Origin of the sequence: Bacillus sp. FSL K6-1145, from assembly GCF_038003425.1 — a bacterium.
GTDB lineage: Bacteria > Bacillota > Bacilli > Bacillales > Bacillaceae > Bacillus > Bacillus pumilus.
Genome location: NZ_JBBOPC010000001.1, coordinates 993,356 through 1,017,127, shown reverse-complemented (window position 1 = coordinate 1,017,127; position 23,772 = coordinate 993,356). Strand labels below are relative to the sequence as shown.

At 40.7% G+C, this 23,772-nt stretch carries 20 protein-coding genes and 1 pseudogene; 9 read left to right on the top strand and 12 right to left on the bottom strand.

The window, feature by feature from the left end; translation table 11 throughout:
* Positions 1-8: 8 nt before the first annotated feature.
* The 4 genes from MHH41_RS04935 to MHH41_RS04920 all read right to left on the bottom strand — a co-directional run bounded on the left by MHH41_RS04935 (position 9) and on the right by MHH41_RS04920 (position 5,381).
* Positions 9-239 (bottom strand): sporulation YhaL family protein, encoded by a 231-nt coding sequence (locus tag MHH41_RS04935; RefSeq protein ID WP_003211592.1) that lies wholly within the window; start codon positions 237-239, stop codon positions 9-11.
* A gap of 114 nt (positions 240-353) precedes the next feature.
* Positions 354-1,298, bottom strand: coding sequence for a 3'-5' exoribonuclease YhaM (yhaM, locus tag MHH41_RS04930; RefSeq protein WP_003211952.1), 945 nt, complete (start codon positions 1,296-1,298; stop codon positions 354-356).
* 62 nt (positions 1,299-1,360) lie between these two features.
* Positions 1,361-4,150 (bottom strand): ATP-binding protein, encoded by a 2,790-nt coding sequence (locus MHH41_RS04925; protein ID WP_050945395.1) that lies wholly within the window; start codon positions 4,148-4,150, stop codon positions 1,361-1,363.
* A 16-nt stretch (positions 4,151-4,166) separates the two neighbouring features.
* Positions 4,167-5,381: a metallophosphoesterase family protein gene (locus tag MHH41_RS04920; RefSeq protein WP_050945396.1), complete on the bottom strand. Its 1,215-nt coding sequence runs from the start codon at positions 5,379-5,381 to the stop codon at positions 4,167-4,169.
* Between the two features lie 172 nt (positions 5,382-5,553).
* On the opposite strand from MHH41_RS04920, the gene MHH41_RS04915 reads away from it, so the two are divergent.
* On the top strand, positions 5,554-5,742 hold the full coding sequence (locus tag MHH41_RS04915) for a YhzD family protein (protein WP_003210963.1): 189 nt from the start codon (positions 5,554-5,556) through the stop codon (positions 5,740-5,742).
* A 31-nt stretch (positions 5,743-5,773) separates the two neighbouring features.
* Here the strand turns inward: MHH41_RS04915 and MHH41_RS04910 are convergent, their stop codons facing one another.
* Positions 5,774-6,547 (bottom strand): enoyl-CoA hydratase, encoded by a 774-nt coding sequence (locus tag MHH41_RS04910; RefSeq protein WP_080984796.1) that lies wholly within the window; start codon positions 6,545-6,547, stop codon positions 5,774-5,776.
* Positions 6,548-7,149: 602 nt separating this feature from the next.
* Between MHH41_RS04910 and MHH41_RS04905 the strand changes: the two are divergent.
* Positions 7,150-7,374: pseudogene (locus tag MHH41_RS04905) on the top strand (hypothetical protein); the annotation flags it as partial.
* On the opposite strand, the gene MHH41_RS04900 reads toward MHH41_RS04905, so the two are convergent.
* From MHH41_RS04900 to MHH41_RS04880, 5 genes are all read right to left on the bottom strand, one after another.
* Positions 7,359-8,633 carry a lysine N(6)-hydroxylase/L-ornithine N(5)-oxygenase family protein gene (locus MHH41_RS04900; protein ID WP_050945400.1) on the bottom strand — a complete coding sequence of 425 codons (1,275 nt, stop codon included), beginning with the start codon at positions 8,631-8,633 and terminating at the stop codon, positions 7,359-7,361. The pseudogene MHH41_RS04905 and the gene MHH41_RS04900 sit on opposite strands and share 16 nt — an antisense overlap.
* 75 nt (positions 8,634-8,708) lie before the next feature.
* Positions 8,709-10,208 carry a coproporphyrinogen III oxidase gene (locus tag MHH41_RS04895; protein WP_003212230.1) on the bottom strand — a complete coding sequence of 500 codons (1,500 nt, stop codon included), beginning with the start codon at positions 10,206-10,208 and terminating at the stop codon, positions 8,709-8,711.
* 114 nt (positions 10,209-10,322) lie between these two features.
* The gene (locus tag MHH41_RS04890; protein ID WP_050945401.1) at positions 10,323-11,189 is read right to left on the bottom strand and encodes a Cof-type HAD-IIB family hydrolase; all 867 of its coding nucleotides are present in this window, start codon (positions 11,187-11,189) and stop codon (positions 10,323-10,325) included.
* A 451-nt stretch (positions 11,190-11,640) separates the two neighbouring features.
* Positions 11,641-11,997 (bottom strand): YlbF family regulator, encoded by a 357-nt coding sequence (locus tag MHH41_RS04885; protein ID WP_003211109.1) that lies wholly within the window; start codon positions 11,995-11,997, stop codon positions 11,641-11,643.
* Positions 11,998-12,118: 121 nt separating this feature from the next.
* Positions 12,119-13,252: a DUF445 domain-containing protein gene (locus MHH41_RS04880; RefSeq protein ID WP_050945402.1), complete on the bottom strand. Its 1,134-nt coding sequence runs from the start codon at positions 13,250-13,252 to the stop codon at positions 12,119-12,121.
* A gap of 214 nt (positions 13,253-13,466) precedes the next feature.
* Here MHH41_RS04880 and MHH41_RS04875 point away from each other — a divergent pair, with 214 nt between their 5' ends.
* The 7 genes from MHH41_RS04875 to MHH41_RS04845 all read left to right on the top strand — a co-directional run bounded on the left by MHH41_RS04875 (position 13,467) and on the right by MHH41_RS04845 (position 19,731).
* A complete protein-coding gene (locus MHH41_RS04875) occupies positions 13,467-14,570 on the top strand; it encodes a YheC/YheD family protein (protein WP_050945403.1) in 1,104 nt (367 codons plus the stop codon).
* The gene (locus tag MHH41_RS04870; protein ID WP_050945404.1) at positions 14,527-15,885 is read left to right on the top strand and encodes a YheC/YheD family endospore coat-associated protein; all 1,359 of its coding nucleotides are present in this window, start codon (positions 14,527-14,529) and stop codon (positions 15,883-15,885) included. Before MHH41_RS04875 ends, MHH41_RS04870 begins: the two co-directional genes overlap by 44 nt.
* Positions 15,886-16,040: 155 nt before the next feature.
* Positions 16,041-16,250, top strand: a complete 210-nt coding sequence (locus MHH41_RS04865; protein ID WP_003211787.1) for a YheE family protein — start codon at positions 16,041-16,043, stop codon at positions 16,248-16,250.
* A gap of 20 nt (positions 16,251-16,270) precedes the next feature.
* A complete protein-coding gene (locus MHH41_RS04860) occupies positions 16,271-17,146 on the top strand; it encodes a helix-turn-helix domain-containing protein (RefSeq protein WP_050945405.1) in 876 nt (291 codons plus the stop codon).
* Between the two features lie 139 nt (positions 17,147-17,285).
* Positions 17,286-18,392 carry an ABC transporter ATP-binding protein gene (locus MHH41_RS04855; RefSeq protein ID WP_050945406.1) on the top strand — a complete coding sequence of 369 codons (1,107 nt, stop codon included), beginning with the start codon at positions 17,286-17,288 and terminating at the stop codon, positions 18,390-18,392.
* A gap of 231 nt (positions 18,393-18,623) precedes the next feature.
* Positions 18,624-18,827 (top strand): alpha/beta-type small acid-soluble spore protein, encoded by a 204-nt coding sequence (locus tag MHH41_RS04850; protein ID WP_003210761.1) that lies wholly within the window; start codon positions 18,624-18,626, stop codon positions 18,825-18,827.
* A gap of 286 nt (positions 18,828-19,113) precedes the next feature.
* Positions 19,114-19,731 carry an NAD(P)-dependent oxidoreductase gene (locus MHH41_RS04845; RefSeq protein ID WP_050945407.1) on the top strand — a complete coding sequence of 206 codons (618 nt, stop codon included), beginning with the start codon at positions 19,114-19,116 and terminating at the stop codon, positions 19,729-19,731.
* A gap of 103 nt (positions 19,732-19,834) precedes the next feature.
* Here MHH41_RS04845 and MHH41_RS04840 read toward each other — a convergent pair whose 3' ends face one another.
* Both MHH41_RS04840 and MHH41_RS04835 read right to left on the bottom strand, forming a co-directional pair.
* Positions 19,835-21,850, bottom strand: a complete 2,016-nt coding sequence (locus MHH41_RS04840; RefSeq protein ID WP_050945408.1) for an ABC transporter ATP-binding protein — start codon at positions 21,848-21,850, stop codon at positions 19,835-19,837.
* Positions 21,847-23,604 carry an ABC transporter ATP-binding protein gene (locus MHH41_RS04835; RefSeq protein WP_050945409.1) on the bottom strand — a complete coding sequence of 586 codons (1,758 nt, stop codon included), beginning with the start codon at positions 23,602-23,604 and terminating at the stop codon, positions 21,847-21,849. Before MHH41_RS04835 ends, MHH41_RS04840 begins: the two co-directional genes overlap by 4 nt.
* Positions 23,605-23,772: the final 168 nt, after the last annotated feature.

Here is a 23,772-nt window from a genome sequence, read left to right as displayed (position 1 = left end):
TCACCTGATTAAGCAATCGAGTGATCTTCTTGTGCCGCCGTATCTTGGGATCTTTTCATTTGCTGTCCCTGTCGTCTGCGCTCTCTTTCTTGCTCCATTCGCTCGATAAAAATTTCTCCTTCCTTTTCAATAAAGGATTGATCAATCTCTTGCTCCTCTTTGGCCGTTGTCATTAATTTATACGCACAGAAAATAATGCCAATGATACATGCATACACCCACCATGGAAAAAACAACATTTTTTCATCGCCTCCTTTTTTTCAGAACAGCTCTCTTCCTTTGTGTTACATGCTTATGCGAGAAGAAGACAAGTTATGAAAAAAACGCCCGCATAAGCGGACGTTTTGACATGGTTATTCGTGAAAGGTTGGTTTATAAAATGAACGATTCTCTAGCGCAAAAATACGTTCTGTATATTCTCCTGGCTTCACATGCTCAAGCGCACGATCCATCATATTCATCTTCGCATCTAAATTATCAATATAGTGGAGAATTTCGGCTTCCTTCACCATTGGTGGTTTCGGGCTGCCCCACTCTCCTTTGCCGTGATGACTTAGTACTAAGTGCTGTAGAATCAGAATTTCTTCTGAATCAATGCCAAGCTCTTCAGCAGCTTTCGCAATTTCTGTCACCATAATCGAAATATGACCAATTAAATTGCCTTCCACAGTATAGGTGGTTGAGACTGGGCCTGAAAGCTCTTTGACTTTTCCTAAATCATGAAGAATGATGCCTGAATATAAAAGATCTCGATCTAGTGATGGATATAGATCCACAATTGATTTAGCCAAATGCAGCATAGACACCACGTGATAAGCAAGACCAGAGACAAATTCGTGATGGTTTTTTGTCGCTGCTGGATAGTCAGCGAATTCCTGTCCATATTTTTTCAGCAAATGTCTTGTGACACGCTGTATATTAGGGTTTTTCATATCAAAGATATATTGCATAATCGTATCCATCATATCATGTTTTGGAATAGGAGCTGTTTCGAGAAAATCATCGATTCGAATTTGCTCATTTTCAGCAACAGGGCGTATATTCCTAAGTTTCAGCTGATTCCTCCCGCGATAATGATGAATATCGCCTACTACCTTCACAATGGTTTGTGCGGCATAGGTTTGTTCATCATTCTGCTTCGCATCCCATAGTTTCGCCTCAATATCTCCACTTTGATCTTGAAGAATTAACGTTAAAAATGGTTTGCCATTACTCGCAATCCCTTTAGTAGATGATTTAATTAATAAATGCAGGTCAACTTGTTCGCCGACATCATAGGTCATGATCCCTTTAGCCATTCAATAAAAGCTCCTTCCATGTTTCTGCTCATATAAGTATAACATAAGTCATTATTTGTCAATCATTCAACAACTAAACTCGTAACCTGTCCATCTTCTGCTGCTTGCTTCATATGCTCATGACAGGTGAAATAAAACAGCTGTGTTTCAAAGCGTGTGAGCTCGTCCATCATCTCCAGCACTCTGCCTAGACGAACGTGATCGAAATGAACAAAGCTGTCATCCATCATAAACGGAAGCTGACAATCTTGCTGATGAGACAAAGCAAGCGCAAAACGAATCGCCAGATAGATCTGTTCACACGTTGCCTGTGAAAGCTCCTCAGGACGGAATATTCGTCCATCCATTCTTTTCACCATGAGCAAGTCATCTTCAGGTGAAAATAAAATCGCTTCATAACGATCATTTGTTAACGGTTGAATAAAACTAGAGGCTGTTTGAAGCAATGCAGGCAGCCTTGTTTCTTTATGCTCATTCAATTTTTCTCGTATGACGGAGCGGACAAGCTGAATGGCCGCCCATTTTTTTGCAAGGTGCTTCGCATGCTCCTGCTCTGCGGCAAGCTGATGAGTCAAATCAGACACTGTTCCAGAAGCTTCTATTTGCCGGATTTCCACCGCTAGTTCTGCTAAACGCTTTTCCATATTCTCCGCATTCAATTGAACGTCATGAAGGTGCTGCTTTGCTTCTGCACACTCCTCCTCAAGGAGAGATAGTCCTTTATGAATAATCCATTCCTCCTCATCAAAACAACCGCTTCTATGAAGCTCTTGATTCAGCTGCTGCAGCTCAGAAAGCCGTTTCCGGTATTCTTTCGATAGATGAGAAAGCACTTGGTAATCTTCTTTGGACTCTGCTTCTACTTGACGAAAAAGCTCGTCAGTTTGTTTTTCGTAATATTGAATTTCACCTTCTAGTGTCGAGAGCTGCTGCATCGCATGTTGAATGGATACATGTAATGTCTGGCGTTCTTTTTCTCTTTTCGCCTCATCTTTCAATATCTCTTGAAAGGCTGAAATATTCTCCTGAATAGTTCCTTCCTTATTTTGAAGGAGACTGCTTAACGCTGAAACCTTGCGCTCATAAATCGATTGCTGATCGGAGAGCACATCTATTTCACGCTGAAGCTCCTCATATGCCGCTGTATTCATTTTTAATTGTTTTAGAATATGGAAGGCCTCTACTAGGAAAGAAAGCTCAGACGACAAGCCAAGCTGTCTCTTCTTTTCCTCTACTTGCTGCTGGACAGGCTCTAGCTCTAGCTCCCAGTCTTCATATTGCCGGATGATTCTTTCGTACAGCAGCTCCTTCTGCCTCATAAGTGTTTCAGCTGAAGCTGCCTGCACTTGAAAGGAATCTAAGGCGTCTTCGCCGCTTCTTTGTTTCATAGGGCTCATTTGACTGAATGAGTAAATGACAAAGAAGAGAAAAACAGAAAATCCCGCAAACAAGAGCGTGATCCACCACTCTGTTAAAAAGAATAGAACACACAGAAACACCACATCAAATGCGATCAAGCCTCGGAATAACCACGACCGGGAATGAATCGGTTTCTTTTTCGTTCTTGTCCCCTTCGCATCATCTTCTGTTCCGTGCAGTCTCACTTGCTGTTCCTTTAATCCCTTTAAAGCGGCTTCTGCTTCGTCCAGCTCATGTCTTGCGTGATCAAATCGTTCATCTAACTGTGCCTTTCTGTCCATGAGACGGACGTATTGAGTGACAGTCTCCTTTAATTCCCACTCAAATTCAAGCGAATCGTCGATTTGTTCGAGCTTTATCGGGCGCTCCCACTTTAGCTTTGCTACCGCTTCGTCGATTTTTTGTTTCAATGAATCACGGTTTGCTCGACACCCTGCTATGCGCTTTTTCACAAGCTCAGCATTAGATGCTTCATCTACAACTCGTTTCATCTCCATTAAGGTATCTTTGTCATAGAGCGGTTGAACTTGTACGAGTGAGGTTTGCAAATGTTCTAACTTCTGTTTCAGTGCAGTCAATTGAGCCTTTTTCGGGTGAAGGTGTGATTCTAGTTTATCCAGCTCATGCTCTGTTTCTGCTCTAAAACGTTTGACCCGGTCTGGATAGCTGGCTAATTCCTTTTTCAAGTCCACTTTTTTCTCAATCATGGGATACACTTGAATGGATTCAGTCAGTTTCTGAAGGTGTTCTTCTGCTTGCTTCATTTCATTTTGAAGCTTTTCGATAGTCTCCGTTAATTCAGATTGCTCCCGTTTCTTTTCGGTATAGCTACCTTCTATCAATCTCGCTTGTTTCAGCTGACCTGTTAGCTCTTTTAAATGATCAAGCTGCTGGTTTAATTCAGGCTTGCGACCATTTGGTTTAAACAGCTGCTCCTGCTGCTTTAGCAGCCTGCTATCCATCTTGGTGGCTGCATCTGAGCCAAATAAACTTGAGAAAAGTAGAAATTCGCCTATCTGATCCTGATTTAAGGCTTGGACATTTTGCAGTCCGAACACATCAAATGAATAGATTGATTGATATAATCTGCGATCCGTTCCCTTTAAAAGTGTCTGTAGAAAAGCTTCGTCTTTCACTTCACCATTCGGTAAAAACACCTGTGCTTGACCACCGCGGTCGGATGTTCTCTCAATGTGAATAACGCCTAACTCGTCATCTTGGCAAGTGAGGGAACCGCCATAAAAAGAACCCTGTTTCGTCTTGTACATCTTGTTTTTCGGAAAACCAAATAACATCGATTCAATAAACGTTTTCAATGTCGTTTTCCCCGATTCATTCAGGCCGTAAACTAGCTGAAAACCGTCATCAGAAAAGTGAAAGGTCCGATTTGAAAATTTCCCGAAATGGGCGATATGGAGTGAACGTATTTTCATTGTGCCTCTCCTTTTCTCATAATTGCTTTAGCTGTTCTGTCAGCAGCCTTTGTGCTTCTTCTTTTATATCCACCTCATCCTCTTTTGTGAGAGTTTTGCCTGACTTTCTATAGGTTGGGTGACGCTTGATCGGTGATAGAAGCTCTTCATATGCCTCAAACTGTGAAATTTCAGCAGTGAGTTCCTTTAAAAAAGAATCTTCTGGATAGGCGACATCCTCATTTGTTCGGCAATCAATCGAGATCACCCAAACGAATACATCTTCATCTTCTTCCTGTTCATGAAGAACGATCATGAGCTCCTCAACCAACTCAAGCTGCGTATGCTCAAAGTAAGGTGGTGCCTCACCCGTCAATTCAATTTTCACAAAATGAGGGACGCCATCCTTTTTCAGTTCACTGATTTTGTTATCCACAAGTATCACAAGATCCGTCATATGAACCGTCTCTGTGATGTCTATTGCAAGTGTCTCAAACATCACATCTACACAGCTCATAAATTCCGCTGTCGCAGAATCCTCGGAGAGTTGCACAACGTAACAGCCTTTCTCTCCTGTTTCTTTTATATGTCTGCCCTGCATGTTACCAGGGTAAATAATCAACGGGTCTTCATGCAGAAGGGCTCTCTTATGTATATGTCCAAGCGCCCAATAATCGAAATCTCGGGAAACGAGCTGCTCAAGCTGAAAAGGTGCATACGCGTCATGACCTTCTTGTCCAGCTAATGTACCGTGAAGCATCGCAATGTGAAAGGCAGCATCTGTCGTTTTGACGTAATGTGAGGTCATATTTTCATAGACAGCACGCTCCTTGTAGCTAAATCCATAAATACTTGCGACAAGCTGATCTCCTCTATAGTAGGATTGCTCACTTGGGGTACTGGTTGAAAAAACGTGCACATTCTCAGGCCACTCAATCGGTGTCCATTCACCGCCTAAATGATCATGATTACCATAAATAATAAAGACTTCAATCCCTTGAGTTTGCAGTCTTAGAAACTGATTTCTTAAAAACAGCTGTGCTTTCAGGCTACGGTTGGATTCGTCAAATAAATCTCCACTCAGCAGCACAAAGTCTACTGCTCGAGCAATGGCGAGATCAAACATATTCTTCGCACTTTGAAATGTACTTTCTTTGAGCCGCTTAAAGGGTAAGCTAGGGATATTCGACATTCCTGCAAATGGACTGTCTAAATGTAAATCTGCGGCATGAATAAAGGTGAGCTTAGTCAAACGTCTATCTCCTTGTCCGATACTGTCATTGTCCATATTTTATCATGCCATTTTTGCGAATGCACGTTCTATCACTCTCATTCTAAAAAACACATTTTTAAGGGCTAAAAAAGAGGTTTTATCTTATTCCTTGTTTAATTACATAGACAAGTAGAGGAAAGGAAGATGAGGAATGGAGAAGACATACTTTTTAACTGTATTTGACCCATCGGGTGAGACTTTATTAAATGAAAAAATCACAACGGATAGTGATGAAAAGGCAAAGGAATTAGGTCGCCATCGCTTAATCGAACAGCAATACACGAAGCATTCTCATCGGCTCGTTGATGATGCAGGCAAGCTACTTTTATTTGAACGTTAAAAAAGCCGGCATTCGCCGGCATCACATCCGTTTATACATTCTGGAACACAGGTCGTCTTTTTTCTAAAAAGGCCTGAATGCCTTCCTTATGATCATGACTTTGCCTCAGCCTTGCCTGTGCTGCCCTCTCCTTTTGAAGAACGGCTAATAGCTGTGATTCTGACTGCTGGAAATAGATTAGCTTTGTCTCGATAAATGCTTGAAGCGGCATGTTCATAAACGGCTTCACACATACCTTTTGATACGCATCGACTTCCTCTTGAAACACGCCGTCTGCAAGGCCCAGCTTTAGCGCTTCTTCAGCAGGAAGCTTTTGTCCGCTCCAAATCAATTGTTTCGCGGTTTGTTCACTGACTCTTTTTGTAAGGAAAAAGTGTCCTCCGCCATCTGGTATTAAGCCTACTCCATTAAAATTCATGGCGAGCTTTGCATCTTGATGCATAAACAAGTAGTCACAGCTTAAAGCAAAGCTAAAAGCAAGGCCTGCCGCTGACCCGTGGACAAGAGCAATCGTCACTTTTTTCATACCGGCAAGAGAAAGCGTAATCCCCTCGATCAGATCCATCACACGATGGAAATCTTCTTCATTTTCCTGCTTAAGCATCATGCCAATATCTCCGCCTGCTGAAAATCCTTTTCCCACACCCTTGATCACAACGACTTTTGCACTACTTTCCTCCGCCGCATCACATGCCTCTTTGAATTCAGCAAACATGTCCACATGAAATGAATTGTAAGCATCTGGTCTGTTGAAAACGATTTCAAAAATATCCCCGTCTAGCTGACAATTGATATATGTCATCATGCATCCCCCTTTTCTTTTAAACACACAACTTACTTCCATTTCAACCCGAATAATCCCTTTTCCTCTGCGTAAAAAATTTCAAGATCAGTTGATACCAAAATAAGCATAATTGTTGAAACAAAAAATATATTTTTATATAGTAAATGAGGAAAGAAATTGATGATGAAAGGGGGAGGATGGTTGATAAGGCGTTCCCTATTCATATTGGTTAGTTTCATCGTCATGTTTTCTCCTTTTTCAAATGTCGTTTTTGCTACACAAGCAGAAACGAGCACACCTAGTCTTATTTCTCCATCCATCTCCGATGAAGAAATACACGCTGTGAAAACACCTCTATTTTCAAAAAATATGCCTCTTCTATTCTATTAAAGGACAGATTATCACTGGCTGATTCAAAGGTTTTCCCTCTAAAGCCTGCTCCATCAGCTGCGTTATCGATTGATCTACGTTTTTTGAAAATAAAGTGTGCGATCCCCATTATGTGTCAATCAAATGATCCATACTGATTCATTTTATTTCATCCGTATTACGATATGAAAATCACAACCTATCATATTTGGAGGGATAAAATGAATATGAAAGAAAATGATCTTCCTGGGAGTATTGCGGGCGGACTTGCCGCTACCTTAAAGCCATTTGCTGCATTGTACGTCTTAATCCTTGCGATATTAGGTCCACTAGTGACGAAGGAATCTAAGCGAATTTATCAAATTCTGAACAAAGTGTTCAAATGGCAAACAGAAAAGCCAAAAGTGAAAAAAGAAACGAATCTAATGAAAAAGGGCCTTATGCTTGGGGCCCTTTTTATCTCTTATTCAAATTGCTGAAAGGCTGTTTCTTGCTTAACTGGCGCTTCTTTGACCCCGCGAATGGTTTGAATCACTTTCTGGTTGCGGTAGATGGATAGTTTTAAATTGGTCGCCGCTGTTCCATGAGAGTGATCTAGGTGCGTGAATGTAAAGAAATGATGCGGACGCTTGTCTTTGAACACAAGCCTGAAGTCTTCTGTCACTTTAAAATGCTCTTCACTTTCCCATTCAATTAAAGGTTCATACGCACTAAACCATGCCGGGATATTCGGTGTATACCCTGTAGCCAATACGGCACGATCTACTGTTATATTCTTTTTTTTCTTTAACTGCCACTGCTTTAGGTGTAGCTTCAGGGACTGATTCTCCTCCACCTGTATGGCTTCAAGCTCGGTCATTGGCTGAATAATCACAGATGGCTCTTCGCCTGAAACAGACCGATGATACAATTCCTGATAAATGCGTGAGAGTGTCGATGCATCTATCCCATTTCTTAATCCAGTCAGCCTAGGTAATGTGTTCATTCGTTCTTCATAAGGAAGCGAATGGAAATATTCAACGTACTTTGGTGTAAACAGCTCCTGACCAAGCTCAGCCGTCTCCAGCTCTCTAAATTCACTAGATCGCGTAAACCAAGATAGCTGTTGCCCTTTCTTCTGATGCTGAAGCAGGTCTAAGAAGATTTCGGCTGCACTCTGCCCAGAGCCAATGACCGTCACCGCCTCAGCTTCATGAAGTTCTTTCTGTTGTTCTAAATACCGGCTGCTATGGGCCACATATGGCAGTGCAGCATCAGGCACATCGACAGGAATCATCGGTTTGCTCCCTGTTCCGAGCACGACATGCTTTGCCTGATACTCAGAAAGCGATCCATCCTTCAATCGCCGGACTTTCACAAGATAACCACCTTGGCAGTCCGTCACTTCCTCTACCTTCATGCCAAATTGACAGCTATCTAATTCACCTGCGACCCATGACAAATACTCATTGAATTCTCTTCGCGGAATGTCAAACTGTTCAAATGTATAGAACCGGTGAAGTCTATTTGATTCATGTAAATAATTTAAAAATGTATATCTGCTCCTTGGATTCGCCATCGTCACAAGATCAGCTAAAAAGGAGACTTGTAAATCCGTTCCTTTGATCAGCATACCAGGATGCCAGGCAAATTCAGTCTCCTGTTCAAAAAAACAGCATGAAACATCTTCATACTCCGCTAACAAAGCCGCCAAACCTAAATTGGCAGGCCCAATCCCAATTCCGATCACATCAATCATATGTACACCTGCTTTAACTTTTTATCACTTATATACCCTTTTACAAATGAAAAAAACACTGCGTCACCGCAGTGTTTAAACATGAGGAACAAATAATGACTCAAGAAACTGAATTTTCTCTTCAGTATAGTGTTCATAACGGTCATTATATGATTTTGGATCTTTTGGATTGGCATATTGCGTAATTTTTCCTGAACGTGGATCAATAAACTTACTAGCAGCACCGCATCCAATCCCAATGATTGTCTGCACTTCTTCCATAATAATGATATTATACAAACTTTCCTGTCCATCTAATGAATACCCGACATTTTCAAGGTTTCCTAAGATGTTTTTTTGTCTATATAAATAATAAGGATGATAGTCATGTGCTTTCGTCCAAGCGACCGCTTCATCCATCATACGTGTGATCTCTTCTCGGTCAGCTACTTGATATTTGTCCTTATTGCGCGTCATCTCAGACGCTCTTTTAAAGGAGAGCGTATGCACAGTTAAAGATTCAGGCTTAAGTTCTTCAGTCTGTTGCAAGGAATGCTGGAATTCCTTTAGCCCTTCTCCCGGCAAACCAATAATTAAGTCCATATTAATATTATTCATGCCATACTGTCTTGATAAGTGATACTTTTCAATCGTTTCTTCTACACTATGGTGCCGGCCAATGGCTTTCAGTGTTTCATTCTCATACGATTGTGGATTGATACTAATCCGGTCAATATGATATCGGTTTAGCACCTCTAGCTTATCAGGCGAAATCGTATCAGGACGTCCTGCTTCGACAGTCACTTCCCGTATATGTTTCACATCAGGGAACGAGCGATACATTTCTTCATACAGCAAATCCATTTCTTCTGCAGTGATACTCGTCGGCGTACCTCCGCCAAAATAAACGGTCGTCACTTTGATCCCATGTTCTTTTAGCCAAGTCCCGATTTTTTGCATCTCATAATGAAGACCAAACAAAAACGTTCCCACTCTTCCAGCTTGTCCTTTAATCGCATAAGCAGGAAACGTGCAATAAGCGCATTTTGTTGGGCAGAAAGGAATACCAATATAAATACTTACTTCCTGCTGAAGGTCATACAGGTCAGGAATCGCTTGAAGCTGACGGTCAACAATCTCCTGCATCAAATTGATTTTTTCATCATGAATCAAATAATCACGCTTTAACGCGGCATGCGCATCTTCCTTTGTCATACCTTCTCTCAGCATCTTATGAAGTAATTTTGTAGGACGTATCCCTGTGAGAATACCCCACTTTTGCGTCATTCCTGTGTGCTCCTGAAGCAGATGTAAATAAACAGACAGCACTGTGTTTTTGATTTGCTTCCAGCGCTCCTTGTCATTCAAGCCCTCTGGGACGTCTCGCGAAAAACGACTAGTGATGTCTAATCCAGCGATGTGACCAGATGCCTCCACTATGCCATTTTCTTCTTTCCAGCTAAACTCCATGACTAGTCCATCATGCAATTCATCTGGATCAAACAGCACTTCACTATCTTCTTCAAATAAATTGGCTATATTGACAAGCGGGCGATGAAATCGTTCATCTGACAGCCCTTTAATTAAAATTCGCATCGTATCACCTTTATCTTCAAACTTGTTTCATTTTACAAAATCTATGTAGGAAAAGCAATGACTGGAACAGTTGAAGGCCCTGCCATTTCTTGATTGACAGGGCCTTCGCCTATATTATCGTTTAATATCGAATTGATGTAAGAATCCTTCTCTTTGCTGCATTCTAAAGTATTCTTTGATCATATAAGCGACTCCCTGTTCATCGTGCGAACGTGTCACCCAATCGGCTTTACGCTTAACAGAATGAGGTGCATTTCCCATCGCAACGCCTAAACCAGCCAATTCAAGCATTGCGATGTCATCTGTTCCCTGCCCAATGACCACCGTATCTTCTAAAGTCAAATCTAATGCTGAGGTCAAAAGAGAAAGCCCCGCTTCTTTCGATACGCCTTTGCATACAATATTCATTTTCTCATCACTGATCCGAATAAGATCGACAGATGGAAAAGCTTGTTGAATGGTTCGGTGAATTTCAGGCTGCAGCTCTGCCGTTGAATATACTTCAATCACTGGTGTACTGACCGGTTCATCCATCAGCATATCACTTAGCGATTCAACAAATTGCACGGGATAGAAAATTGGATCAGATGGATGAATCAACGTCTTTCCCATCAGCTGTGACTGCGTTTTTTTCCGGTTGCCAATCGAGAATTTTTCATGCAGCAAGCGAACATTACAATCAAAGCTTTCAAGAATTTGTACAAGATTAAATGTTTTTTCTTCCGTTAGTTTCTTCACATGAAGCGGCTCATCGAGTTTATTCGCGATAAATGCACCACTATGCGTTACAAGGGTTGACGTTGGAATCTTCAACGCCTTGGCAATTTTTTGTGCGGAACGAAAATGCCGGTTGGTGACAAGCGTCACGTAAACCCCTTTTTTCTTCACGTATTCCACAGCTTCTTTTGTAGCGGAATGGATTTTTCCATTGGAACGAAGTAACGTTCCATCTATATTGAGTGCAAGTAATTTTTTTGACACTGAGGCATCCCCCTTCTTGATGACTGTACTTACGATGAGGATATGCCCTAGCTTGGTGCTTTAGAACATGCAGTTGAAAGAGCCCTGTGTGTTATGAATCTTTTGCAAATAAAAAAAGCCTACCCCTAGGCTTTTTTTTATGTATGGTTTGGATGCGTCACAATGAGGTGATGAAGCTCCCCATGATCCCCTTATCTTTCACACACCAAAGCATTGCTTATATCAGATCCCCTTATGCTTTGTGTTTCTCCCAGAAGCGCTTCTCTCTCGTTTGGCTAATCGCCATAAATCCCAAGTGAAACGCACCCAATTGTCCCATGAGAGCGCTCATTTGAAAGCACTTTCAATATAAGTATTATCGCAAAATTTATGAGCTTCGACAACCTTTTTTTGAAAAGTTGGACAGGGAACATGTGAAATAAAAAAAGGGCGAATATCATCGCCCTTTTCATTAATTTTCTTCTGGATTCCCATAAAGCTCTTCAAGAGGCTTCATGATCACTTTATTTAATTCTCCGATGAGAACACTCACACGTTGTTCTGCTTCCATCAACTGCGAGATTTTATCGTGCTGTTGAACAAGTGCCACTGTTTTTTGAGCTTGCTCCACTTCTTCTTGTGTGATCTCTTGACCAGTCATTTGTTTTTGTTGAAGGTTTACTTGAATGTCACGGAAGTTATCGAACATTCTTTTAGAGGATTCATCCGCGTTTACCTCATCATAAAGATTTTTTAAAGTTGAATATTCTTCGCTATGACGCAGTGCTTTTTCAAGGTCATATGCAACATCATAAACATTTACAGACATGTTATGTCTCCTTTCTATCCGTTATCACCGATATGATCGGCGGACACCACTCCACTATAACAAACTATGGCTTTCGTTTCACATATATACAATGAATTCATCAAAATTTCTCTAGTCTGTCTTAAAATAGCGTGACAAAGATTGCTTGGATTGCGCCGATCAATCCGCCTAAAAGACCGCCTAAGAATGTAATCATCTTGAGCTCCTTATTGGAAATACTGACGACAAGCTCTTCCATTTTTTCTAGCGGGAAAAGTTCAATTTGTTCACGAATGATGTCTTCAAATTGCAGCTTTGCAAGCAGATCCTCTAAAACATTTGATGCCGCACTGATCCCCTTTTGAATCAGTACTGGTGCAACGTGTGTTTTAAGATCATCCGCTACAGCACTGACATATGCACCAACTGGTTTGTCTAATATCAGCTTTGTTGAGAAATGAGAAAGCAATTGGTTTTTCACGCTAAACATAAGTTCCTTCACATTCCATCTTTCATCAAGCTCATGTAGAGAGAACTGCTTCACCTTGTCCCATTCTTGAACAAGCAAATCTGATAAAAACCTTTTTGTCTCTGCGTTTCTTAAAAATTTGATGATTTCAGGATGTACCCGATCAATTAAGCTTGAATTTCCTAGAAACATTTGGACCATACTGCCGAGCATTCCTCTTTCTTTTAAGAAATCATCAATCATATTACCGAGTCTTGATTTTCCTTCCTCACTTTCAAAATAATGAATCCCTCTCTTTAAAATATAATCTGCTGCATCTGGAATTTTTGAAGATATTTTGTTTTCCACATCTAGCGGAAGCAATTCAGATAAAGTTTGCTCATTATAATTTTCAAGTAGTGAATTGAGCTTATGATCAGACCACTCATGGATCCATTCATCTGCTTTGACGTCAGCCTGTGATACGCCGAAGCTTTCAAGCAAAGATAGCACTGTTATCTCCATTTCAGCGCCTTTGTCAATATATCGATGGACTGTATGTAAGATTTCTTGCTTTGCCTCCGATGATTCAAATCGCTTTTGAATACCTTCTGGCGTGAGCAAATGCTCCATCACCATGACACCAACCTGCTTGGCTACTTCGTCTCTTCTTTTCGGAATGAGCCCTGGTGTAAAAGGAAGCTGTTTCCCGAATAAGTAATACGGCTTATAAGGGCGAAAAAGCATTTTAATCGCAAGATGGTTTGTTGCTGCTCCAATGACTGCGCCTATCACAATCATAAAGATAAACGTTGTGAATATATTCAAAGTCGTCATCAACCTTTCAAATAACACCCGATGTTTATTGTTTTAACCTATACGTATTATAGTTGTTGTCAAGTTCCCAAGCAAATGAAGCATGCTGCTAGACATATGATCAATCGATCTGTCGTAATGATAAAGGAGCGCAATCTTTATGTAAAATCATGAAAAAGTGTTTTTCTGCTGGTAAAAAAAGAAGTTGAAAAGAAGGTGTTTTTTAATGACATCAACATTAGGTATTGTGACCCTTTCACCGAAGTATGAAGAGGCATTCACACGTGGGCTAGCCAAAGCTGCCCCTGCTTATGGTTTAAAGGTTGTCCGTTTTACACCACTTGATTTAAAGCCGGCTTCAAATTTGATACAAGGTCAAACATATACGAATGGTCATGGATTCGTCGCAGCAGAATTTGAGATTCCTGACTTGATTTACGATCGATGCCTTTACAAGCATGACGCACAATCTAAAAAAGCAAAACCAATCATGGATTGGCTGAAAAAGTATCCGAAAACAGATTTTTTGAATACAGGTATTTCAAATAAAATGATGCTATTCGAGCAGCTCCGCCTTCTCCCTGCTTTACAGCCATATTTACCTGTCTGCTCATTATTAAAAAAGACATCAGACCTTCTCAGCATGTTAAGGAAAGACGGTTATTGTAAAATGCAGCCGCTCTCTCAACACCATGCAGCATCTACTTACTTCATTTTCTTAAAAGACAACACTTTCACTGTTCAGCTAAGTCCCGAGCAAGTCATCACATTTTCGCGTCCATCAGATATAGAGCGCTGGTGTAAAAAATATGTAGGCCGATATTTCCTTCAATTTTTTCAGACGAGTGATGAAAAAGACTTTTTATTCAATGAAATAAGGATTTTCCTGATGAAAGATTCACAAAATCAGTGGAATCGCATAGGAATTCACACAAAATCACCTACAGAAAATAGTCATTTAAGCATTACACAAAAATCAGCAGCCATGATAGGCTTTGATCACTATCTAAACACCTTGCAGCCGCACATCAAAGAACTTCTTTTAGATGATATTGCATCCATTCAAGCATCTCTGCCAGCATATATAGATAAAACCCTTTCCCCTTGCTTTGAATTCGCTGTAGACTTACTCCATACAAGTGAAGGCAGGCTTTTCATATCAAATATAAGATCAAAACCAGGGCGATCCGCTTTTTTAAAAGCTTATCCTGACAAGGAAAATCATTTGATTCGTACCATTCTTGCACATGCCCAATCGATGAAGTCTCAACCGAAGGAGGTATCTTATGAACAAAAATCGCTGCATCATCGCTCCTCATCCCACAAGTGAAAAAACAATTCATCTTCCCGTCCGTTTTAAACAGCAGGAGGCGATCTATTCTCTTGCTTTAGGTTCCCGTTTAATAGATGACTTCACCGTTTCCTATCATCAACATCCGAAGAAAATTTTATTATCAGAAGATCTATATAGAGATTTACGAATTCCTTATCAATCAAAAGTTGATGTGATCGCCATTGATCATACCCTGTTTTTAGGGCCACTGCTTGGTATTTTCACCGCAGGTTTTGAGCAAAGCACGCAGCCACTCGGAACGAGATCAGACTTTTTTATCAAACTGCTGCGCTCTTTCAAACAACATGCCGGTTTTGCCTATCTTTTTGGTACTCATTCTATTGATTGGGATAAAGGAATGGTAGAAGGATTGTTGTACCAACAGCAAACATGGGTTAAAAAACAGATGCCCCTGCCTTCAGTCATTTACGACCGTCTTCCAAGTAGAAAGGCTGCTCAGTCAGCATTCATTCAAGAAACAAAACGCAAACTCACTCAAGACTATGATATTCCTTGGTTCAACCCTCATTTTTTTAACAAATGGGATATTCATGAACAACTGTTAACAGATGAAAAAACATGTCCTTTTCTTCCACATTCCATACAATTGGACCCGGTGGACGCTCTAAATAAAATAGAAACACTCCTCCATCTACATCAGGTCATTTACTTAAAACCGTCAAACGGCAGTCACGGCGACGATATTTATCAATTAAACAAGAAGGCTCATGGAATCATTGTATGCTCAAATCAAGGAAGAGCTGTTCCATATGACTCATTAGAGGATTTCGTGACCAATCTCCGGAAAGATCACGCAGTTCAAGACTTTATGGCTCAACAAGGCATTGCACTTCTTCAAATAGACAATCAACCAATGGATTTCAGAGTCCATACCAATAAAAATAAGTACGGTCATTGGACAGTCACAGCAGCAGCAGCAAAAATTTCTGGCAATCACACCGTCACGACTCACCATTCACATGGTGGCTCGGTGAGAACACTTTATGATGTTTTTCCAGAAAAGAAGAAGCGTTTCAAAATCTTAGAGCAGCTTTCTTATACGGCCATCACGCTTAGTCAGGTAATTGATGAAAAAATGTCCGGTCATATTGGTGAAATCGGTTTTGATTTAGGTATTGATCAGACAGGAGCTATCTGGATGTTTGAAGCCAATTCTCGTCCTGGCCGCGAGGTTTTCCAGCACGTCTCATTGCGAAACTCAGAAAGGCTGATCGGCAAAAGAATCATGGATTACGCATCTTACCTTTCACAAACGACCTCAACAACTACAGACCATACAAACGTCTACTGAATGTTTTTCGTTTTAAAGTGAGGGTGCTATGAAATCTATGCTTTTCCTATGCTCTTTTCATCAGATGAGATACAATAAAATCAAGTTCAAGGTTGTTTCCGTATTGTCGTGTTTATTTATTGTTTCATCAATAAAAGCAAGGAGGCAATAATGATATGATTTCTCATTTTCAATGGAAACCTCTCTTTAAAAAAGCACAATTGCCAGGCTGGAAAATATCCTTTTTTCACAATGGTGCGCACTACGAAGGCATCTACCACAAAACAGGTGATATTGAATGGGGCTCTCAGCTTCCTCCCCATGAAGTCGAACCAACATTAAAAGAAGAAATCCACGAATTAATGCTATTCCATGTCTATGATTAAACTGTTTAAGGAGCTTCGCCATGTTAGAAAAATTAAAGCTTGTTTACGGAGAGCATATCATCAGCTCCCCTACAGATGATCATCAAATTCTTTGGTACCAAACAGACGAAGGCGAATTATTTGGAGTAGACAAATCAAAGCTTACAGCTAGAGAAACACTTCTTCTCAATACTTTCCTTACACCAATTGATCTTTCTCACACAAAGCAGACTGAGGATGAACAAAAATGGTACAGCTATCTTTTTGATAACAAACCACTAACTGTTCAGCACCCCGTCCGTGTATATTATTTTAAAATGTCACATCAAGCAGAACAAAGGCAGCAAATAAAAGAGGCTGTGGTCCACAGCCTCGAACAAACTCATTTCATTTGGACAGGCGCTCATACAGCGATGCTGATTCAAACAAACGCTACATCAGAAAATAGTCAATTAGAGCTGCTATATGATTTGTCTCTAGCCATTACAAGTGACTTTTTAACAGACTCAGTCTTTTTACAAGGACAGCTCCATTTGCCAAATGAACATTTACAGAAGAAATTGTTAAAAGAACAGCAGCTTGTCTTGGGCCATATGCAGCGAGCTAAGCCTAGGTCAGGGATTTGCACAATTTATCAATGTCTACCCTCACTCTTACGTTATGATGAATCCGCCCTCTCTCATGCTATTTCAGATGCTTTTAAAGAGGCGGTCCTTGATCGGGACGTTTACCGTACCCTCATGACTTATATGCAATGTAACTTAAATGCATCTAAGGCAGCAAAAGCTTTATATGTTCACAGAAACAGCCTTCAATATCGAATTGATAAATTTATTGAGCGAACAGGAATTGATATACGACATTTTCCAGAAGCATCTGCCGTCTATTTTATGATGAATCTTCTCGACCTTTCATAACATTCAGTGACATGAGCACCCTGCCCAAAAATGAAAATGAGATGTTGTGCACGTTGTCCATTTACAGACGCTTCCCCATTTTATACACTTTATTTACAAGTAAAGCGCTTTCAATAAGTAAATGGGGAGGTTATCATCTATGGCTGAAATGATGCTCAATCAAATTTATAAAGTGTATGATAACAAGGTAACAGCAGTAGACAACTTTAATCTACATATAGAAGATAAAGAATTTGTTGTGTTTGTTGGTCCATCTGGGTGCGGAAAATCAACAACCCTTCGCATGATTGCAGGACTTGAAGAGATTTCACAAGGGGATTTTCTTTTAGACGGAAAACGGATGAATGATGTAGCACCAAAAGACCGGGATATCGCAATGGTTTTCCAAAACTATGCATTATACCCTCACATGAATGTATACGATAATATGGCTTTTGGATTAAAGCTACGGAAGTTCCCGAAAGCAGAAATTGATGAGCGGGTTCGAAATGCCGCTAAAATATTAGGCCTTGAGCAATATTTAGACAGGAAACCAAAAGCACTGTCTGGAGGTCAAAGACAGCGTGTTGCACTTGGGAGAGCAATTGTGCGTGATGCAAAGGTCTTTCTTTTGGATGAGCCGCTTTCTAATTTAGATGCAAAACTCCGCGTTCAAATGCGTGCTGAAATATCTAAGCTTCATCAGCGTCTGCAAACGACATTTATCTATGTCACACATGACCAGACTGAAGCTATGACAATGGCTACTCGTCTTGTTGTAATGAAAGATGGCTTTATTCAGCAGGTTGGAGCGCCGAAGGATGTATATGAAAATCCAGAGAATGTATTTGTAGGTGGATTCATTGGCTCTCCTGCGATGAATTTTTTTACAGGAAAGCTCTCTGACGGTTCCATTGCAGTTGGAAAAACGCATATACGTGTACCAGAAGGAAAGATGAAGGTATTACGCAGCCAAGGTTATATCGGAAAAGATATCATCCTCGGGATCAGACCAGAAGATTTTCATGATGAACCCGTGTTTATTGAAGCATCTGAGGGCACAAAGATCGATGCCAACGTAGAAGTTGCTGAATTAATGGGAGCAGAAACGATGCTTTACTCTTCTCTCGATGGTCAGTCTTTTATTGCACGTGTTGATTCTCGTACCGATGTTCAGGCCGGACAATCTATACCTCTTGCCATCGATATGAACAAAGCCCACTTCTTTGATTCGGATACGGAGCTCCGCATTCGTTCCGCTGAATAAAGAGATATATGCAGTGCCATCACTCATGATTGAGTGATGGCTTTTTTGCATGTTGAACAACATTTACCATGTACTTTTCTCGTATGTTTTTTTCGGAAATCACCATAATACTTAGTACAAAGAAGTTACTGCATTGGGTTTCGCCAAGTGGCAAATGACTTGATCATTTCGCTGGTGCGATTCCAGCAAACCCAACCATAAAAAATCATATACAAAAAGGAGATTCACATCATGGCTAATTCTAATAGTTCAAATCAATTACTAGTTCCTGGAGCAGAGCAAGCAATCGATCAAATGAAATACGAAATCGCTTCTGAATTTGGCGTTAACCTTGGAGCAGAAACTACAGCTCGTGCTAACGGTTCAGTTGGTGGAGAAATCACAAAACGTCTTGTGTCTTACGCTCAACAACACATGGGTGGAACAAAAGCTTAATTTCATATCTGGATCATAGAAGGCACCTCTTAAGGTGTCTTCTTTTTTTGTTATTCCCCCTCACCAATCTCCTTTCCAGCTCATATCATGGAGTAGAAAGGAGCGGATCTTCATGGACATTATTTCCGGTATGAACTTTGAACTTCTACAATTCGTAGGTATCTCTCTATTATGTGAATATGCTCATAGTATTCGGTCCTTTCATCTTTATAAAAAAAGCATCACATAAAAGTTGTACCATTTTGGGTTCTTTTCACTTATAGTATGTAGTGGAGGGATCGAACAGATGAAAATAGCTCTTTTCGGTGCTCATGGACGTGTAGGACAAGCATTTCTTCGTTTCGTTCAAGTAGATGATCGTTACATCGTTCGTTCATTGATTCGGACAAACCGAGAAGAAATGCTTGCGGGTATGTTTCAAGTCACCGGCAATTCAAGAAATCGAGAAGATGTGCTTGAGACGATCAAAGGAGCAGATATTGTTGTGAGCTGTCTATCGACAGATGGTGATGATACATTATCTGTTTCAATGGAACATATCGTACAAGCCATGAAGCAATCAAATACATCAAGAATTATTACAATAGGTACAGCAGGTATTTTAAAGGCAAGGCAGCAGCCGGAACTTTACCGTTTTGAAACAAATGAATCAAGGCGGACCACTTCCCGAGCAGCTAAGGAACATGCCAAAGTGTTTGAACTCCTTCAATCGACTGATTTAGATTGGACCATTATTTGTCCAACCTATTTACCAGACGGAGAAGTGACACGGTCATATCGCTATGAGAAAGATTTTCTCCCTATAGATGGAAAGAAAATTTCAGTTGAAGATACCGCACACTTTTTATATCAGCAGTTAAATTCGAAGGAATTTGTACATCAACGCGTCGGCATTGCTTACTAATGTCGCATAACGAGTAAAGATCGAGGTCTAAAACGATTTCTCGACTTTTTTATGCAAATAAAAAGAGCCTCATTCATAATGAATAGGCTCTTTTTGTGATTCATCAGCTGTTTGCCACAGCACCTTTTTGCAGTTCGTACATTTGCGCATATAGCCCTTCTTGCTGCATGAGTTGATCATGACTACCCCGCTCGACAATCTCCCCTTTTTCTAAAACCAAAATCATATCGGCTTTCTTAATGGTGGATAATCGGTGAGCAATGACAAAAGTTGTTCGTCCTTCTTTGACGACATCAAGCGCTCGCTGAATGATCGCTTCTGTTTCTGTATCAATATTTGCGGTGGCTTCATCTAAAATTAAGATCGCTGGATCGTACGCTAGTGCACGAGCAAATGAAATTAACTGACGTTCCCCTGAGGAAAGAGTACTTCCCTTTTCAACGACCGGTTCATCAAATCCTTCAGGCAGATGCTTCAATAACTCTACTGCGCCTACTTGTTTTAATGATGCTTCAATCGTTTCTCTTTTAATGTCTTCATTTCCTAAGCTGACATTGGATGCAATCGTTCCGGAAAATAAATACGGGTCTTGAAGGACAATGCCCATTTGTTTCCGCAACGTTTGCCGGGACTGGCGATAAATGCTTTCTCCATCAATGAGAATGTCTCCTTGCTGAATGTCATAAAAACGCAGCAGTAAGTTCATGATCGAGCTTTTCCCAGAACCAGTATGCCCCACAAGTGCAACCGTCTGGCCTTTTTTGGCCTCGAACGTAATGTTCTTTAATACATTTTTCCCTTCATTATAAGCAAAGGTGACATCTTGGAACTGAACGTGTCCTTCCATTTCCTTCTGAACAGGTTCTTCCACTGTTGTTCCTGGCTCATCCAATAATCGGAAAACCCTTTCCGAGGAAACCCGTGCTAATTCCAATCTCGAGAATTGGTTCACAATGCCTGTAATCGGCTGAAATAATCGATTTAAATAATCGACAAACGCATAGAGCACACCAATCGACACAATCCCCGTCGCACTTAAGGACGCACCGCCAAAATACCAAATGAGTGCCACATAGGCTAAATTCCGAAGCAGGTTAACTAAGTTATGCGAAAGAAGTGAATTTAAATGGAGCATCTTTCGCTGATATCGAAAGTGATTGTTGTTCAGCTCATCAAATTCCTCTTTCGTCACTTTTTCATGGCGAAACGCTTGAATAATGGTCATCCCTTGAATGGCTTCATTTAGCTTGGCATTGATGTCACTAATGATCGAACGAATGCGGTGGTTGTACACCGATGCAAACTTTCTGTAGGTCATTGACCATAGGAAAATAATCGGTACCGCCACTAAACAAATGAGTGCCAGCTTCACATTTAATAAAAACATGGCAATATAAATCCCAATCATGTAAATCGCACTCGTCACGAAATTGGCGAGGACTGTCACATATAAATCACGAATGGTTTCTGTGTCATTGGTGATCCTCGCTACGACCTTTCCAGCAGGTAAATTATCAAAATACCGGATAGGCAGTGTTTGAATATGCTCAAATACATCAACCCTCATTTTTTGAATAATTCGGTTGGCTATTCGCTGTAACAGATAATGCTGCGCATATTGAAAGAAAATCGCAATAACGAGAAGCCCTAGATAAAATAGAACAAGCTGCACCAAACCACTGATTTCCGGCTCATAAAAAGAGAAAATTTCCTCTTTCGATAAACGCTGTACTTGATAGGTCTCGCGCTCGTTTCCATTTTCAATGGTAAGCTGATCTCCCGATATCTTTCGGTTTCCATCAAAACGAATCGGCTCATTCACAAAATAGTAACCGAATCCGACCTGCACCACATTGATTTGTTTTCCGGATTCTATATCACTGTCTAATCGATCGCTTCGTATATAGTTATTTCCCTGGTAATAAACGGTTTTGTCTGTTTTTTCATTGACCTCGACATAAGGCTTTTCTACGCCTAAAATATGATCATCAATCATTTTCTTCCCAATAAATGGTCCTGTCAGTTCAGCACCTACTGCAATGATGAGAAAGATCAAGGCAACAGACAGTACTTTCTTATAAAGGAGTGCGTAAGCAAGGAGTCTTCTTCCTGTTGTCATGCCTCATCCCCTCCTTCCAGCTGGTTTGTCAGCTGCTGACGCAGAAATTGTTCTTTGTACCATCCATCTTGCTGAATAAGCTCTTCGTGAGTTCCCTTTTGGACGATGCGTCCTTCTTCCATGACAAGTATGAGATCTGCATGCTCAACAGCTGATAGACGATGAGTCGTAATAAACGTCGTTTTCCCATGACGATTTTGCCTTAAATTTTCTAAAATAGCGGTTTCTGTTTTTGCATCTACCGCAGAAAGCGAGTCATCCAGTATTAAAATGTCGGGATCTATTAATAAAGCGCGTGCAATGGAAATTCGCTGCTTTTGTCCACCTGACAGCGCCACACCTTTTTCTCCGACCATGGTTTCGAGACCCTCAGGCAAAAGACGTAAATCTTTTTCAAAATAAGCATCTTTGATCGCTTGTGCTAATTCATTTTGTTTTGCGTCTCGATGACCAAAACGCATATTCTCTTCTACACTTTTAGAAAAAAGAATATGATCCTGCGGTACGTATCCGATCCATTGAAATAGCTGATCCAATTCGATCTCTTGGATTGGGACTCCTGATAGCAGGATTTGACCATCACCTGTTGGGTACTGGCGCAGAAGCTGTTTTACGATAGTCGTTTTACCGCTTCCTGTTTTGCCTGTAATTCCGATCGTTTGCCCCTTTCGAATCGTAAAGGACACATCAATTAAATTATCTTTAGGGGAAGTTGGATACCTAAATGTCACGCGATCAAACTGAATATCGCCAGGCTCTTGTAACGTTTTTGGCTGAGAAGCGTCTGTGACATCCGGCTTGTAGCTGAGTGTATGATTCAACCGGTCTAACGACGCATTTCCTCTTTGCATAATATTAATCAACTCGCCGATCGCAAACATTGGCCAGATCATCATCCCAAGATAGACGTTAAAAGCGACAAGCTCACCAATGGTTAAATCACTTTGGAATACAAGATAGGCTCCGTAGCCAATTCCTATTAAGTAGCTGACACCGACAAGTAATTTCACTGTCGGCTCAAACAATGAATCAATGACCGCCACTCTCATATTTTTTTGAAATACATCATCAGTCATTTGACGAAAGCGTTCGACGTCTTGTTTCTCCTGTACAAAAGACCGGATGACCCGGACGCCTGCGACTGATTCAAGCACGCGGTCGTTCATATCACCAAATGCATCTTGAGCAACTGTAAAGCGATCATGAATCTTGCTGCCATAATACGCAATCAAAAGCGCCATCAGCGGCATAGGGATAATCGCCATTAAAGTTAATTTCCAGCTAATCGTCAGACCCATCGTAAAAAAGATCATCAGCATATAAGCAGTGGAATCCACCAATGTCAGAACGCCAAAGCCTGTCGTTAAAGCTACAGCATTCAAATCGTTTGTACCTAATGCCATTAAGTTACCTGTTTTTTTCTTTTCATAAAAGGTAGGTGTCATCTTAAGTAAGTGACGCATGAGTTTCCCGCGCATTACACGCTCCATGACATTTGCGCCGCCAAATAACTGATACATCCAAAAATATGTCAGTGTATAGACGACGACACCTAGCAAGCAAAAAATGGCTACATAAAACATCATACTAGATGTTGTAAATTGACCAGAACGAATGTCATCCACTGCCTGCCCAAGGTATCTTGGCGGCAGCATTTCAAGCACATTCACAATGAGCAGGAGCGTAATGGCGATCGTATAACGCCTCCACTCTTGTTTGAAGAACCAGCCTAATTTTGTAAATACTGAAAACATGTTTGTCTCTCCTTTTAAAGCTAGCCGCTTTCTAGATTTTCTTGGCTGTCACCTTGAATTGTTTTTTTGGTTTTTGTCATTTGTCTTGTTTTTGGCATGTTCACATGCTTTCACTCCTCTTCATTTACTTGTTGATCTCCATCCCTTTATTTCGAAATACGAAATGAA

Excerpts from the sequence above, each read along its gene's own strand:
- MHH41_RS04900 (WP_050945400.1), bottom strand. The coding sequence starts at position 8,633 with ATGATTGATGTGATCGGAATTGGGATTGGGCCTGCCAATTTAGGTTTG.
- MHH41_RS04910 (WP_080984796.1), bottom strand. The coding sequence starts at position 6,547 with ATGATGACATATATCAATTGTCAGCTAGACGGGGATATTTTTGAAATC.
- yhaM (WP_003211952.1), bottom strand. The coding sequence starts at position 1,298 with ATGGCTAAAGGGATCATGACCTATGATGTCGGCGAACAAGTTGACCTG.
- MHH41_RS04870 (WP_050945404.1), top strand. The coding sequence starts at position 14,527 with ATGAACAAAAATCGCTGCATCATCGCTCCTCATCCCACAAGTGAAAAA.
- MHH41_RS04925 (WP_050945395.1), bottom strand. The coding sequence starts at position 4,150 with ATGAAAATACGTTCACTCCATATCGCCCATTTCGGGAAATTTTCAAAT.
- MHH41_RS04855 (WP_050945406.1), top strand. The coding sequence starts at position 17,286 with ATGGCTGAAATGATGCTCAATCAAATTTATAAAGTGTATGATAACAAG.
- MHH41_RS04850 (WP_003210761.1), top strand. The coding sequence starts at position 18,624 with ATGGCTAATTCTAATAGTTCAAATCAATTACTAGTTCCTGGAGCAGAG.
- MHH41_RS04875 (WP_050945403.1), top strand. The coding sequence starts at position 13,467 with ATGACATCAACATTAGGTATTGTGACCCTTTCACCGAAGTATGAAGAG.
- MHH41_RS04835 (WP_050945409.1), bottom strand. The coding sequence starts at position 23,604 with ATGTTTTCAGTATTTACAAAATTAGGCTGGTTCTTCAAACAAGAGTGG.
- MHH41_RS04860 (WP_050945405.1), top strand. The coding sequence starts at position 16,271 with ATGTTAGAAAAATTAAAGCTTGTTTACGGAGAGCATATCATCAGCTCC.
- MHH41_RS04865 (WP_003211787.1), top strand. The coding sequence starts at position 16,041 with ATGATTTCTCATTTTCAATGGAAACCTCTCTTTAAAAAAGCACAATTG.
- MHH41_RS04895 (WP_003212230.1), bottom strand. The coding sequence starts at position 10,208 with ATGCGAATTTTAATTAAAGGGCTGTCAGATGAACGATTTCATCGCCCG.
- MHH41_RS04885 (WP_003211109.1), bottom strand. The coding sequence starts at position 11,997 with ATGTCTGTAAATGTTTATGATGTTGCATATGACCTTGAAAAAGCACTG.
- MHH41_RS04845 (WP_050945407.1), top strand. The coding sequence starts at position 19,114 with ATGAAAATAGCTCTTTTCGGTGCTCATGGACGTGTAGGACAAGCATTT.
- MHH41_RS04915 (WP_003210963.1), top strand. The coding sequence starts at position 5,554 with ATGGAGAAGACATACTTTTTAACTGTATTTGACCCATCGGGTGAGACT.
- MHH41_RS04935 (WP_003211592.1), bottom strand. The coding sequence starts at position 239 with ATGTTGTTTTTTCCATGGTGGGTGTATGCATGTATCATTGGCATTATT.
- MHH41_RS04840 (WP_050945408.1), bottom strand. The coding sequence starts at position 21,850 with ATGACAACAGGAAGAAGACTCCTTGCTTACGCACTCCTTTATAAGAAA.